This window comes from Lentilactobacillus kefiri (assembly GCF_009739535.1).
Taxonomy (GTDB): Bacteria; Bacillota; Bacilli; order Lactobacillales; family Lactobacillaceae; genus Lentilactobacillus; species Lentilactobacillus kefiri.
This window is the reverse complement of the sequence record NZ_CP029971.1, coordinates 1470817-1484982: the sequence shown is the minus strand read 5'-3', so window position 1 is coordinate 1484982 and position 14166 is coordinate 1470817. Positions and strand designations below refer to the sequence as shown.

General features: G+C 42.5%; 12 protein-coding genes. 7 read left to right on the top strand and 5 right to left on the bottom strand.

All coding sequences use genetic code 11. The features are described from left to right. Positions 1 to 207 precede the first annotated feature (207 nt). From DNL43_RS06945 to DNL43_RS06935, 3 genes are all read right to left on the bottom strand, one after another. Positions 208 to 2199, bottom strand: coding sequence for a cation:proton antiporter (locus DNL43_RS06945; protein WP_056980932.1), 1992 nt, complete (start codon positions 2197 to 2199; stop codon positions 208 to 210). Positions 2200 to 2349: 150 nt separating this feature from the next. After that, positions 2350 to 2529 (bottom strand): hypothetical protein, encoded by a 180-nt coding sequence (locus tag DNL43_RS06940; protein WP_054768835.1) that lies wholly within the window; start codon positions 2527 to 2529, stop codon positions 2350 to 2352. Positions 2530 to 2533: 4 nt separating this feature from the next. Then, positions 2534 to 3232 (bottom strand): NAD(P)H-dependent oxidoreductase, encoded by a 699-nt coding sequence (locus tag DNL43_RS06935; RefSeq protein ID WP_054768836.1) that lies wholly within the window; start codon positions 3230 to 3232, stop codon positions 2534 to 2536. 89 nt (positions 3233 to 3321) lie between these two features. Between DNL43_RS06935 and DNL43_RS06930 the strand changes: the two genes are divergently transcribed. From DNL43_RS06930 to DNL43_RS06910, 5 genes are all read left to right on the top strand, one after another. After that, a complete protein-coding gene (locus tag DNL43_RS06930) occupies positions 3322 to 3744 on the top strand; it encodes an OsmC family protein (protein WP_054768837.1) in 423 nt (140 codons plus the stop codon). Between the two features lie 260 nt (positions 3745 to 4004). Beyond that, the gene (locus DNL43_RS06925) at positions 4005 to 6050 is read left to right on the top strand and encodes an ATP-dependent Clp protease ATP-binding subunit (RefSeq protein ID WP_056980933.1); all 2046 of its coding nucleotides are present in this window, start codon (positions 4005 to 4007) and stop codon (positions 6048 to 6050) included. A 188-nt stretch (positions 6051 to 6238) separates the two neighbouring features. After that, positions 6239 to 6442 (top strand): cold-shock protein, encoded by a 204-nt coding sequence (locus tag DNL43_RS06920; RefSeq protein ID WP_013728822.1) that lies wholly within the window; start codon positions 6239 to 6241, stop codon positions 6440 to 6442. Between the two features lie 248 nt (positions 6443 to 6690). Then, the gene (locus DNL43_RS06915; RefSeq protein ID WP_095344822.1) at positions 6691 to 8397 is read left to right on the top strand and encodes a CocE/NonD family hydrolase; all 1707 of its coding nucleotides are present in this window, start codon (positions 6691 to 6693) and stop codon (positions 8395 to 8397) included. A gap of 228 nt (positions 8398 to 8625) precedes the next feature. After that, entirely contained in the window at positions 8626 to 9228 is a 603-nt protein-coding gene (locus tag DNL43_RS06910; protein ID WP_056980935.1) for a nitroreductase family protein, read from the top strand. A gap of 93 nt (positions 9229 to 9321) precedes the next feature. Here DNL43_RS06910 and DNL43_RS06905 read toward each other — a convergent pair whose 3' ends face one another. After that, positions 9322 to 11283, bottom strand: a complete 1962-nt coding sequence (locus DNL43_RS06905; RefSeq protein ID WP_082619677.1) for a PTS sugar transporter subunit IIA — start codon at positions 11281 to 11283, stop codon at positions 9322 to 9324. Between the two features lie 214 nt (positions 11284 to 11497). Here DNL43_RS06905 and DNL43_RS06900 point away from each other — a divergent pair, with 214 nt between their 5' ends. Together DNL43_RS06900 and DNL43_RS06895 are read left to right on the top strand one after the other, a co-directional pair. Next, a complete protein-coding gene (locus tag DNL43_RS06900) occupies positions 11498 to 12274 on the top strand; it encodes an AraC family transcriptional regulator (protein ID WP_225439224.1) in 777 nt (258 codons plus the stop codon). Between the two features lie 113 nt (positions 12275 to 12387). Next, positions 12388 to 13128, top strand: a complete 741-nt coding sequence (locus DNL43_RS06895) for a TraX family protein (protein ID WP_082619678.1) — start codon at positions 12388 to 12390, stop codon at positions 13126 to 13128. A 109-nt stretch (positions 13129 to 13237) separates the two neighbouring features. Here DNL43_RS06895 and DNL43_RS06890 read toward each other — a convergent pair whose 3' ends face one another. Beyond that, complete coding sequence (locus DNL43_RS06890) at positions 13238 to 14161, bottom strand: hypothetical protein (protein ID WP_056980938.1); 924 nt, start codon at positions 14159 to 14161, stop codon at positions 13238 to 13240. Between the last annotated feature and the right edge of the window lie 5 nt (positions 14162 to 14166).

Here is a 14166-nt window from a genome sequence, read left to right as displayed (position 1 = left end):
TCTTGAGTATATAACTTCTAGTGGGCTCGAAGTAAAGGTTATTTTTTAAAGTGTTCCGACGGTCGCAAGTATGGCGCAGCAGCTAGTCCTGTGGACGACGACCCTGATCGCTACACATAAATGCAAAACGACCATCAATGAACAAAAACCGTTCATTAATGGTCGTTTTGGACTTATGCACCGCAATCACCCAGGTCTCGTCGCACACTAATCCTTGAATACCTCCGTATTCTGCAGGTAAGTCATTTCATCCGTTGAGATCCGCGACTGCAGCTTTTCAGCCAGTGCGGAGTCAATTTTTCCGCTGACAAGTGAATCTTGAATTAATTCATACTCACTGTGGAAAGCCCGCATAAACATTTGATAGACAATGTTCATGTCAACATCTTCACCGTTGATTCGACGGTGGCGGGTTCGATAAAATCGCTTAACCATGTTGGTTTCCACACCATTATCAGCCTGTTGAGTCTTTAAGAAGTCCATGACCGCGTTAAATCCGGCCTGCTCAATTGGCAATATATTCTCGCCATGCTTTTCAAATTGTTCACGCCAATAGACTTCTTCCAAGGCAACCGGTGCGGTTAAAAATGCTTCTTGAGCCCGGTTCAAATCTTTGTATAGCCTGCCGACGTGGAGGCTAAATCGAATTCTTAGTAGAACGTTCTTCCAAATTTTTTCATCCGCGGAGAAATTGTTCAAATTCAAGAACTTTGTATAGTAGGTTAATTCATCTTCTGAAATTTTACCGTCATCAAATAACTGCTTAACTGCCTTCAGCTCCACTTGATGGGCCTCACTCATCAACTGTCTGCGCAGGTGGAAATTCGGTGTACTGTCGAGGACCAGCTGTTGCTGTAATGAATCAATCACAATCTGAGCCTCGGCGGGGTGCTCTTTTTCCTTTAACAGATCACTGATAGCAGCTTGGATCATTCGTTTAACCCAACGATATCGGGGCTTTTTTTGATCCTGGCTTGGCAATATGACCGGCACGAAAATTGTTGGCATAACCAGACTGGTCAAAATGACCACGGCAGCCACGAAAATCATGATGCCACGAAACGCAAATGGTTGCCCGTTAACCGTGTTTGGCATTGAGAAAGCCAATGATAAGGTAATTGTTCCATTGGCACCGCTAAGCGCCATAACGAGGCTGTCACGCCACTCGTGACGTGACTTAACCCGCCGTTTGAGCATGTATCGACTCCAAACCAGACGCAGTAATCCTTTTGTGAGGTAAACGCCGACTCCGATCAAGGTTAACTTAAAAATTCCAAGATCGGGATTGGGCGATTCATGAAGCGCCTTGATGACTTCGGGAAGCGACAGGCCCAGCAATACGAACACAATTCCTGACAGCATCCCGGAAATGATTTCCCAGACGTTGCTGGTAACGAGCTGCATCCGAGATGACGTTAAACGCAGCTTTTCACGCTCGGATCCCTGTACCAGTCCGGCGGCAACGACCGCCAGAATGCCGGATAATGCTAATTTTTCAGCCAGCAAGTACACAAGAAACGGTGACATCAATTGAATCAGCACCATAATAATCGGCGTGTCGTCATTGTAGCGAATCAAGAACAGCCGGGCACTGACGATTGCAACACCGATCAAACTTCCAAACAGCAAGCCGCCAAAGAATTCCCAAAGAAAAATGCCAACAGCTAATTTTAACGAGAAGGTTCCGGAAACAAAAGCCGTCAGCGAAAAGTCGAACAACACAATACCGGCCGCATCGTTGAACAATGATTCATGCTGCAATGTGCCCGCCTGCTCTTCAGCAATTGGGTTCGCCTCAAATATTGAATTGACGGCTGAGGCATCAGTGGGTGTCACGACCGCCAGCAATGCAAAGCACAATGTCAACGGCAGAATCGTCATCACAAGATGGAGTCCCGATCCAACGACCAACACGGTCACTAAGACCAGGCCGACTGCTAATGACAAAATATTCGTGATTGAGCGGCCAATCCAAAATCGTGAACTATTCTGGGCTTCATTAAAAAGCATCGGCGCGATAATTGCCAACGCAAAGGTTGAGGGATCTAATTGAAACCCTCTATAAACCGGCAGGATGGCCAATATGCCTCCCAACAAGATCAGGAAAAACGGCAAAGGGATAACCGTAATGTGCCGAGCTAAAATATTGGCCAAAACGACGGCTGCCAAGATAATGGTAAGTAGCAATACCATGTCCATTTGCTTCACCCCTCTGATTAATATCGGTTATAGTTTAGCACTGATTGCACGAAAAAAGCCGTGACAACACTTGAGTGCACGACTTGTACGAATCTAAGTTCCATTGTTAATTTATTGATGTCTTGAATACATGCCAACTTACCGGGTCCACTACCATTTATCGGGGCTCCAGATTCTTCCATCCAGTTCATCTTGGGACTGCTGAGCTCGCTTATCCTGCTCTTTAGCCAATTCGATAGTTGCTTGATAAATTGATTTGTTGATGAAAGATTGATCGTCATTTTTCAATTCCGTCAGCTGTTTAACCAGCCACTCTGTTGTATCAGTCATCTGTTTACTCCTCCTGATTGCGAATCATTTTAACGTCTTCTTTTAGACTCTCTACATTATTTTGTTGATCTTCAAGAGAATTAATGACCAGGTCAATTGCCTGCTGCTTCTCATCGCTTTTACCCTGCTTGGTTGACTGTAGCCGTTCAACCAGCCACTTCTCACGGTTGGCCAAACTTAAGGGCATCTCCGCACTCAAATACTGCAGATAATCAATCAGCAGTTTTTCTTTTTGCTCGGGATCCATGTAGCCAAACTGATCAACGACAAGCGGCTTCAAATACTGCATCCCAGCCTTGTGGGCAAATGCCTGCAACGGCCGCAACAGTTCAGAAATTGTGAACTGCTCGGATCCGCCGGCCTGAAAGTCTGCTTTGGCATCACCAAGCGTGACGACAATCCCCAGCTGCTTGGTCTTTACTGACCGGTTGGCGACAATGTAATTTCTGGTGAAAACATCGTCCATAAATTGTTTTAAGCTGGCTGGTGATGAATACCAGTACATCGGAAATTGAAAAATAATCCGGTCAAACCCTTTGAGTGCCGACTGTTCCTTCTCAATGTCGATGCCGTCCGATTGTCCATAAAGTTCATCGATCACTTGGTACTTCACATCGTCCAGAGAATAAAAACTGGTCTTGAGAAACTGTTGGGTACCGGAATCTTCAAATTTGGGATGGGAAATCAATATGAGTGTTTTCATTCAATTAATGAACCTTTCTATTTCGTTTAGCTTCAAAATAACTTATATTTAGATTGTAAACCAAATCATCATTAAAGGGAGTTTTAACTATGGCAATTTATAATGTTCATTCAACTTTACGTGATGTCGGCTCACAAACTATCAACACTGCAGGTGTCCACCAATTTATTGCCGACGAGCCAACCAAGTTTCGAGGCACGGATGCCGGTCCCAATCCTGTTCAATACCTGCTTGGCGCGGTTGGTGCCTGCTTGGGTGCCAGTGCAGCATCGTTGGTTCACCGTCCAGGATCCAATATCAAAATTAAGCAGTTCGATGTTGAAGTGACCGGCGAAACGGAACGCTTCCCAGATAAGTCTTCCCGGGTAAAAAGCATCCACGTTAAGCTGACCTGCAAGACCAATCTTGATAAGGAAGGCAACGACAAATTCATTCAAGATACCCTTCATCTCTGCACGGTTCATGATACCCTCAAAGATTCTGTCCCCTTTACATTTGAGATTACAGATTAATTGGGATTAAGATAAATTGAATAGCATTACTTGAATGGTTAGCACTCTTTTTATAAGAGTGCTATTTTTATTTTTAACTATTTTTAGGAATGCCTGTATACCAGTGCTTTGGAGCTATATCGTTTTAAGCTAAACTCTTGAATGCATTACATATATATGATACTATATAGTTGTTCAAGAGGGGAATGGATGTTCCTCATAATTTGAACATGTGAATCATAAATACGTTAATAATCATTTAGAATACGGAGGTATTGCCTATGAATAACGATATTTTTGGAAGCAACGGTTTTGATGACATTTTCAACGACCCATTCTTTAGGAATGCAATGTCAGATTCCAACGGTCGTCAACAATCACGTCAGCAGGGACCGATCCAAGTCCAAGAACGCAGACCTCAACAAAAGAAAACTTTGTTAGACGAATATGGAACTGATTTAACTAAAATGGCTAAAGATGGCAAGTTGGATCCTGTTATCGGCCGTGATAAAGAAATTGGACAAATGGAAGAAGTTCTCAGTCGTCGAACCAAGAACAACCCAGTCTTAATCGGTGAAGCCGGTGTTGGTAAGACTGCCGTTGTTGAAGGCTTGGCACAAAAGATTGTCGCCGGAGACGTTTCCGAGAAGCTCCTGAACAAGAAGATCATCTCGATTGATGTTGTCTCCTTGGTACAAGGAACCGGAATTCGTGGCCAGTTTGAGGAACGAATGAAGAAATTAATCGACGATGTTTCGAAAGACAAGGACGTCATTCTGTTTATTGATGAAATTCATCAAATCATCGGTGCCGGTTCAACCGGTGAAGGTGACAAGATGGATGCCGGCAACATTTTAAAGCCTAAGTTGGCTCGTGGCGACTTTCAGTTAATCGGAGCTACCACAAGCAACGAATACCGTGATATTGAAAAAGACCAGGCACTTGCCCGTCGATTCCAACCAATCATGGTGAACGAGCCAAGTGAAAAAGACACTTTGACCATTATCAAAGGCTTGGCTCCAAAGTACGAGAAGTTCCACCACGTTCAATACACACCCGAAGCATTAAAGGCTGCAGTCACATTAAGTAATCGTTACATTCAGGATCGAATGAACCCTGATAAAGCCATTGACTTGATTGACCAAGCCGGTGCCAAGGTTGCCATGGGCTCATCACTTACCAAAGACAAATCAACTTTGCAGCAGGAATCGGAAGAGCTTGAAAAAGACAAGGCTGAAGCTGCAAAGAAAGATGACTTCGAGAAGGCTGCCAAGTTACGTGACAAGTTGGACAAAGTTCAAGAACAGATTAAGAATATTGACAATGGAACAAAGGTTGAAACACCACAAGTTACCCCAGCCATTATCCAATCAGTTGTTGAACGAATTACCGGTGTTCCTGTAACTGATGTTAACAAGAACGAAGTTAACCAACTCAATAACTTGGATAAAGACTTGAAGAAAGAAGTTATCGGCCAGGACAAAGCTTTGGATGCAATTTCAGCTGCTATTCGTCGTAGCCGGGTTGGATTTACTGAAGGCAACCGTCCAATTGGCAGCTTCCTGTTTGTCGGCCCTACCGGAGTTGGTAAGACGCAGACTGCCAAGGCACTTGCCAAAGAATTGTTTGGCACGACTAAAGCAATGTTCAGATATGATATGTCTGAATATATGGATAAGATCAGTGCCAGCAAGTTGATTGGTTCAGCACCTGGTTATGTTGGCTACGAAGAAGGCGGCCGTTTGACTGAACAAGTTCGTCGTCACCCATACAGCTTGATTCTGATGGATGAAATTGAAAAAGCTCACCCAGATGTATTGAATCTGTTGCTGCAAATTCTTGACGATGGTCGTTTGTCAGACGCTCAAGGCCGAACCGTTGACTTCAGTAACACAGTTATCATCATGACCAGTAACGCCGGCCAAGGTGATAATGATGATAAGAAGAACGTCATTGACAGATTAAAACCTTACTTCAAGCTTGAGTTCCTGAACCGAATTGATGATATTATTCAATTCAATTCATTAACGAAGCCTGATTTGCTTAAGATTCTTGACTTAATGCTCAACGATTTGAACAATTTGGTCGACAAGTCTCGTGGTATCCACTTCACTGTTACCGACGATGCAAAGAGTCAGTTAGTTGATATGGGCTACAGCAAAGAACTTGGTGCTCGTCCAATGCACAGAGTGATCACCAAAGAAATTACTGATAAATTAACAAATAGTTATCTGCAAAATCCAAATGCAAAAGACTTCAAAGTTGTTAAGGATAACGATTCTATCAAGGTTGAACCGGTTGCTGCACAGCAAGCCAACGCTTCATAATCTTGAAAAGATCATAATCTGATTTGACAACCGGGTAGGATGTTGGTATATTATAGCTAATGTGTTTAAGAGTTCGATTTTCAAAGGTATTTGTTTTATAGTTTTATGAAATAACTCCTTGGAATCACTGCAACTTGATACATTAAAATATAATTATGCGCTTAAAGCGCAAGGAGGTTTCATATATTATGAAACAAGGTACTGTTAAATGGTTCAACGCTGATAAAGGTTATGGCTTCATTACTACTGACGATGGTGACGTATTCGTTCACTTCTCAGCTATCAACAAAGACGGCTTCAAGTCATTAGACGAAGGCCAAAAAGTTACTCTTGACGTTGAAGACAGCGACCGTGGACCACAAGCTGCTAACGTTACACCAATTGAAGACTAATTTATTAGTTTAAAATTTGAAAGAACCAGCGATTTCGATCGCTGGTTCTTTTTTTGTCTACATACCTGAAATCATCAACGATCATCCCCGAAACGCCCCACTTTGATCAATGCTGAGACGATTCCAATTTATTTAACTATGGATATGTTTTTGTTACTTAAATGTCATCAAACTGATATGGTACGCGTTATAAATAACGATTATAATTGCATTTGCTTCAATTAATATTTTAGAAAGGAGGAAACAAATTGAACAAAGCAAAAAACGTGTCAAAGCTGACTGGTCTGCTTGCTGTTTCATTGGGATTGTTTATTTTTCAAACCAATACATATGCAGATACCGCTCAATCTGATCCGGCTGTTAATACAGCGGTTCAGTCCGAGCAGTCACAGTCATCTACTGTAACCACCTCGGATGAGCCGGTTGCAGTAGACGCTACCGCTACTTCAGACGACACAGCTGTTGCCGATCAATCCACCCCGGCAGAAACTGTTGAAAGTGATCCAACCACTGAATCACAGCCAACTACAGCAGAACCGTCAACGGTTGACACAACTGAATCTACTTCAGACGAACCAACTGTCGCTTATGACAGTCAAGCAACCGATTCATCAACCGCAGATACAACAGCTGCTGATTCAACAACGGACAGCCAAGCTGACGTCACTGCAGATGATGCAACCGACTCGACAGTTGCTCAACCGGTTGAAGATCAAAATGGATCAAGTGATACCACTCAATCTGATACCGCAAGTGACTCAAGCACCACAGCGACAACATCAGATAAAGATGAAATCACCGTTTCAGGAATCGGCGATTCAACCGATTCTGCAATTAAACAATCAAGTGACAATCCATTCATCAATTTCTTCACTGGAATTACCAGTGGAATTGCCGCATCGATTATTTATCCATTGGTTGCCAGCCGTCAAGGCGCTCAATTCATCTCAAAGTTCCGGACACTGTTGTCCCCTAACCGTTGGGATGTTAGTCAAAACTGGGCTGATTTGGACGAGAAATACAATCCAGAGTACGTCAAGCAATACTATACGGAGGCTCAGGACTGGTACGACAACAAGGCACCAAAAGAAACTTGGGAGGTGCCGTTTGCCGACGGTACTGGAACTGCCAGAGCAACTTACATCAAGAATGGCGACTCCAAAAAGACCATTATTTACGGTCAAGGCTGGACCACTGAGCCAGAAGGAATGGGTCGGATTTCAAAGATGTTCTATGACATGGGCTACAACGTCCTAATGCCATACACCCGCGGCCAAAACACCAGTGATGGTGAATGGCTGAGCTTCGGCAACAAGGATAAGAAAGATTGGGTTAACTGGATTAACAAAATCGACCAAACTAACGGCAAAGAAAGCCAGATCGTTTTATATGGCCAATCATTGGGCGCCGATACAGCACTCCAATACGCTGCTTCAGGCGACCTGCCTTCATCAGTTAAAGCAACGATTGCCGATTGTGGCTTCTCAACCATTCCATCTTTGATTTATCACCTGTATACCGGTGCAGCAAGTAGCTTGAACAACATCACTTCGAAAATTGGCTGGAACCTGAATGGATCAATTCCATTAGTTCCCTTTGACCAGTTGTTAACTTCCATGAATAACATTAATAAATTGGTTCAAGGCTTCAGCTTGGATGATGTTTCAGGGATTACTGCTGTAAAGAATTCCAAATTGCCAACATTGTTCATTTCAACCGAAGATGATACTTTCATCCCGGACACTCAAACTGAAACAATGTACAAATTAAGCGCATCAACAGACAAAAAGCTTTGGGTTCTTGACGGCCACGTTGGCGGTCATGCCTCAGCAAGTAACGCTGTTCAAGATTACATGAAGAATATTCAAGACTTTCTTGCTTCAGCAATGAACCAAGACAGCACAACTTCAAACAATGATTTAGACGTTCCCGCAACTGATACCGTTGCCGCATAAACGTTTGAATTTACACTTCGAGAAAGCCCGGCAATCCAAATTGCGGGCTTTTTTATTTGGATTGTTTTATGAAACTTGACCTAAATCAAGTTTCCCGCTTGAATTATGTGCTAATCTTAAGGTACAAGTATTTTAACGTCAATATGTATTGACATCACTTTTGTCAATCTGTATGATTAGCATATTGACTAATAAAAAGTAAGTAAATCATTGGAGGAATTTTCACACATGAAAGAACAATTATTGGATCTTGCCAAGAAGCGTCGCTCAATTTATGCCTTAGGACGTAACATCAGCCAAACCCCTGACGAGATTGCTGACTTAATCAAAAAAGATATCAAGTGGGCACCTACCCCATTCAACAACCAAACAACCCGTGCCGTTATCTTATTCGGAGACAATCACGAAAAGCTTTGGGATATCGTTGGTAAACGATTAAAATCAGAAGTTCCTACTGAGGAAGCTTACCAAAAGACTTTACAGAAGATTAACGCATTCAAGTCAGCCTTCGGTACTGTGATGTTTTACACTGACATGGACGTTGTTCACCGCTTTGAGAACGACTTCGCACTGTACGCCGACAACTTTGCCGACTGGGCTGAACAAGCTCAAGGTAATGCTCAGTTTGCCGTTTGGACTTCCCTTGCCGAAAACGGGATTGGTGCCAACTTGCAACATTACAACCCACTGATCGATGACCAAGTTAAAGAAGCATTCGGCATTCCAGACAGTTGGAAACTTCGTGCTCAGATGGACTTTGGCTCAATCGAATCACCAGCCGGAGAAAAAGAATTCATGAACGATGAAGACCGCTTCAAAGTTTTGAAGTAATTTTCTAAAATAAAATCGATTCAATAAAAGGTGCCATCGAAGTTATCAATCATAATTTCGATGGCACCTTTTTACTATTCAATTTTCATAACGTTATTTCAACTGGACTTTTGCCAGTTCATCTCCACTGGCAACAACCTTTTTGTCCGTATATTGAGTCTTAACAATATCATTGCCTTGAGTCAAGAGGACAACAACGGTATCTTTGTATCCGCTTTGTTGAATCTTATCACGATTGAATTCAAGGAGTAAATCACCCTTCTTAAATGACTGGCCTGAATCTAAGTGATTAATAAATCCTTCGCCACGCATATTAACGGTTCCTAATCCAACGTGAATTAATACTTCCAACCCATCGTCTGATTGAAGCCCGATAACGTGCTTGGTTGTGAAGACTAATACCACTTTACCGTCAAATGGGGCATAGATCTTACCTTCAGTTGGTTGAATGGCAATTCCTTTTCCAGCAATGCCCTTGTGACCATGTTCATCAACAACATCTGATAAGCTCATTGTGACACCACTAACAGGAGCGGCAATATTAACATCTACCGGTTCACTTGAGACTGTGCCAACCTTGGTTTCAGACCCTTTTTCATCAGTTGATTCAGGATTTCCAATTCCTTCAGCAGCTAACTTATGCTGTAATTCATCAACAATTTCAGCATGTCTCTTTTCTGAAATGTTAACTTTGAATACGTAGATGATCAATGCAAGAACATGGAGGATTAAAGCAATCCAAAATGCGACCAGCTTAAATAATGAAATTCCTCCTGGTGTCATTGATGCCGCAGTCGCCGTACCGGTCATGCCGGCAGCAACGGCAACCCAGCCAACAACCGCGTTGGAAATTGCCCCTGACATTTTATCAAGCATTGGCCGAACGGCTAACGTAACGGCTTCGTTTCTGGTACCGTTCTTCAACTGGCCATACTCGATGGTATCGGTCAAAGTTAAAATAACCGCCATAAAGATGAATCCCTGTGGGACATAATACAGAATCATTGCAGTGACAACCATTGCAAGGTTATCAGTTGAAACAATCAGCAAAATGTATGCCAAAATCATACTGCACATGCTGACGGCATAAATTGTCTTTCGAGTCACCCACTTATTAATGATTGGATAAAGTGGTGAAGTGAAGAATCCGGCAATCGTTGGAATCAAACCGGTAATCCAGAATAATCCCGGCTTATCCATGACGTATTTAAATAAATAAAACATCAGACCGGCGGTTGCAGCATTTCCAAATCCATAAATTAAATATGGAAAAGCTGTCCACAACATTTGATCATTATGGCTAAGAGCCCAAAACATATCTTTCAAACTGGTCTTTTTCTTGGTAACTTCCCGCAAAGCATTTTGCTTTTCATGAGTCCCAAAGGCAACCACGAGTGAACAGATAATTCCAACAACCGCAATCAAAATTCCAAAAGCGGTCCAGCCGGGTTGGCCTTCATTATGTTTCCCGGTAAAGACGAAAGTCACATAAGTAACAACTGGAACAATGATAATGGTGACGATGTTTTGACCGAAGCCACTAAAGTTGGCAGCGGCAGTGAACAATGAACGTTCGTGACTGTCTTCAGTTAAAGCAGGTACCATGCCCCAATACGAAACATCTCTAAATGAATAGAAGATATCAAACGTAATAAAGATTGGGATAAATAAGATTGTAAACCATGTTGCACTGACTCTTGATAATCCGAAAATACCAGAGAATAGAAGTGCCAATAACAGGCTTGAAATTGTCCCGGCACCTATCAGCCATGGTTTAAATTTTCCCCAACGTGTATTGGTATTATCAATAATGTTCCCAATGATTGGATCAATAAAAATTTCAACAAGCCGAATAATGAATATCAATCCGGTAATCATAGCAATCAACTTGTTGGCTTCGGCCTTCGGTACGCCGGTAAACATAGCTGACGTAACATAAACCATAAAATATGTACCGAACGTCATGTATACCGCAGATCCACCTATGTTGGCAAACGCAAAGTTAAAAATCGACCAAAAGCTCTTTTTTCGTTGCTTTTTTTGTACTGAATCCATCCTTAAAACGCCCCCTGTATCTTATTGAAAATCTCAAATAATCGACTGAAACAAAAGAAAACAGCAACAAATATTTCCTAACAATTTGAGTATATTATGTAAGGGCTTTCATTAATATGACTAATTTACCCTAAAATGCGTCAATTTAACCCAATTATAGTAAAATGAATGCAAAGAAGGCGTTAATTTGAGAATCGCGTTTAATCGTCCAACAATGAAAATACCGCTGTATTGTGACAGTATTGGCTACGACTGGAATCAGCCCCCAATTCACAGACTCAACGGTTACTATGCCTATCACTGGCTGCAGACTGAAAGTGGAATGGGCATGGTCAACCTTGATCACCAACACATTTTGTTAAAACGTAATCAGGGCATTCTGTGCCGGCCAAGAGTTCCTCATGAATATCATCCAACCGGAAGTGAACCTTGGAAAGTCTCCTTTTTATCGTTTGACGGAACCATCGCGAATGATATGGCGCATTTTTTAAAACTCAATCAGTTTCTTCTGGTTCAGGCTGTTTCGCCTGAGTTAACCGCATTTATCCCCCAAACCTTCAATCAATTCAAGCCTAACGATAATCTGTCATTGCCTGATCAATCAATTCAAATTTATAAGTTCATCATGCTGCTAAAGCAAAATGAGTTATTGAATACGAAGCAATTTCAAAGTTCAACCATTACTTCACCAATTCTGGCTTATATTTCCAATCACTTTGCGGAGCCCATCAGTAATCAGGATCTTTCAAAAGTCACCAGCTATTCAGTGACTTACCAAAATCGGGTATTCAAACGGCTATTCAAGATGACGCCCCTCGAGTACCTTAATCAATACCGAATGAAAAAGGCGAAAGAACTGTTGCTCACAAATGCTGCTTTGGAAGTTCACGAGGTGGGAATCAAAGTGGGGTTCCATGATACATCCCACTTTATTGATCAATTCAAAAAGTTCTATCAAACCACCCCATCTCATTTTCGAAAATACATTTAACCCGAATATGTGTTAAACTTTGCCTATTAAAAATTTTTAGGAGTGATCTTATCGATTCAACAGCCAAACGTGGCATCACCAATTTCGATATCAAAGTCATCGGAATTACCCTGATGTTCATTGACCACATTCATGAAATGTTCAACACCGTTGGGGTTCCCAACTGGGTCGACTGGTTTGGCCGACCGGTTGCGACCATCTTTTTCTTTCTAAGTGTTGAAGGCTTTATCCATACTCGGAACCAGAAACGTTATATGACCCGCTTATTAATTGGCTTTTGGGTTATGCAGATTGGGAACATGATCATCCAGCATTTCTTCCCAATGGGCGACTTTGCCTTAATCAATAATATCTTTGGCGATTTGTTTATCGGCGTTTTGACCATGTATGGTATCCAACAAATTTCAGAAGGCCGAAAGCGCCATCAGCAAGGCAAAGTCTGGGGTGGTATTTTAGCCATCGCCATTCCGTTTATCTTTGGCGCAATTACGCTGGTTGCGGTAACTGCCATTGGCAGCCATGCTGTCTGGGCCAAACTGATTATGCTGCTGCCAAGTCCATTCATCGCTGAAAATTCATTTATGCTGTATCTTGGCCCACTGATGTACCTGGTACGTAAAAAGCGCAGCTGGCAAATGCTCGCGGTTGTTGCTCTGGCGATTATTTCAACCGGCTTCAACTTTTCAACGTTGTTTACAGGGAACTTCCAATGGCTGATGTTTTTGGCCATCATTCCAATGTACTTCTACAACGGTCAATTGGGACGAAGTATGAAGGGCTTCTTCTATGCCTTTTATCCATTGCACATTTGGATCCTATACCTGCTTGCCTGGTTCATGGGCGTTGGTCATTAATCCATTTGAAATTTAATATTGAGTATGCAAAAACGAGCCGTGATGAAAATCATTCATCATGGCTCGTTTTTATGATGTGATGAACCATTTTGGATTCATCCCACACTCGTTATTTTGTGACAAAGACATACAATATTGAAGTTGAATATCCCAGACTAACCGTAATCCCGTTGGAATGGAACTTCGGCGCAGTCGTTGAAGTCGATTTCTTGGCCTTAGCCGACTTCTGGAATTCTTTTAGGACATACTTCGCATTTCCGCCAACACTGTCTGTCAGGACGGAAAATGACATAATAAACGGTTTCAGATCCTTCTTGTGCTTCAAGCTGGATACCGGAACCATCATCGCCATCCCCAAAACTTTATCACCCGCAAGATTAGCTCGTAAATTGAGCTTCTTGGTTGAAATCAAATTAGAAATATCGTTCTTCGGATTTGCCGGCAGCAGTTGATCTTTCACGCTGGCCTGAGCCCGCTTCATTGCCGGGGCAAGTTGAGCCTGCATCTTTTTCAACTGAGCAGTCTGCTTTTGAAGGGCAGCCGCTTTTTGAGCTTTCGCCTGCATTGCCGCAACACTATCAGTTTTACCCGATTTCAATTGTTGGGCTTCTTTTTTGACTTGGGCACCCTGCTTTGCCATTTGTCGAGCCAATTGCTGGTCCTTCTTGGACAATGCAGCACCGGTCAAAGCCTGGTTATAGGATGTGCGAATTGCCTTATAACTGCCGACAACCTTTGCCTTGGCAACCTTAACGGTTTGATGACGGCCATCTGCGCTTAACTTAACAGTTTGCTGATAATCTTTGGTTGGGACACTGATGACAAAGGCCCTGCTATTAGTCTTGACGGTCTTCTTTGAACCGCCATTCACCGTGTAGTCAACGTGTTTTTGATTGCTCTTGCCTTTTAAAGTGACTGCCAGAGCATTCGCACGCAAATGATGACGGGAAACTGTTAACGTCGGTTTCCCGCAGCCACTCAGAATCAACATCAGAGAAGCGGCAGCGACTGATAAACCAATTAATTTTTTCATCGTAA

Bases quoted from the DNA above. Each gene is read 5' to 3' on its own strand.
- DNL43_RS06945 (WP_056980932.1), bottom strand. From the start codon at position 2,199: ATGGACATGGTATTGCTACTTACCATTATCTTGGCAGCCGTCGTTTTG.
- DNL43_RS06940 (WP_054768835.1), bottom strand. From the start codon at position 2,529: ATGACTGATACAACAGAGTGGCTGGTTAAACAGCTGACGGAATTGAAA.
- DNL43_RS06935 (WP_054768836.1), bottom strand. From the start codon at position 3,232: ATGAAAACACTCATATTGATTTCCCATCCCAAATTTGAAGATTCCGGT.
- DNL43_RS06930 (WP_054768837.1), top strand. From the start codon at position 3,322: ATGGCAATTTATAATGTTCATTCAACTTTACGTGATGTCGGCTCACAA.
- DNL43_RS06925 (WP_056980933.1), top strand. From the start codon at position 4,005: ATGAATAACGATATTTTTGGAAGCAACGGTTTTGATGACATTTTCAAC.
- DNL43_RS06920 (WP_013728822.1), top strand. From the start codon at position 6,239: ATGAAACAAGGTACTGTTAAATGGTTCAACGCTGATAAAGGTTATGGC.
- DNL43_RS06910 (WP_056980935.1), top strand. From the start codon at position 8,626: ATGAAAGAACAATTATTGGATCTTGCCAAGAAGCGTCGCTCAATTTAT.
- DNL43_RS06905 (WP_082619677.1), bottom strand. From the start codon at position 11,283: ATGGATTCAGTACAAAAAAAGCAACGAAAAAAGAGCTTTTGGTCGATT.
- DNL43_RS06900 (WP_225439224.1), top strand. From the start codon at position 11,498: ATGAAAATACCGCTGTATTGTGACAGTATTGGCTACGACTGGAATCAG.
- DNL43_RS06895 (WP_082619678.1), top strand. From the start codon at position 12,388: ATGTTCATTGACCACATTCATGAAATGTTCAACACCGTTGGGGTTCCC.
- DNL43_RS06890 (WP_056980938.1), bottom strand. From the start codon at position 14,161: ATGAAAAAATTAATTGGTTTATCAGTCGCTGCCGCTTCTCTGATGTTG.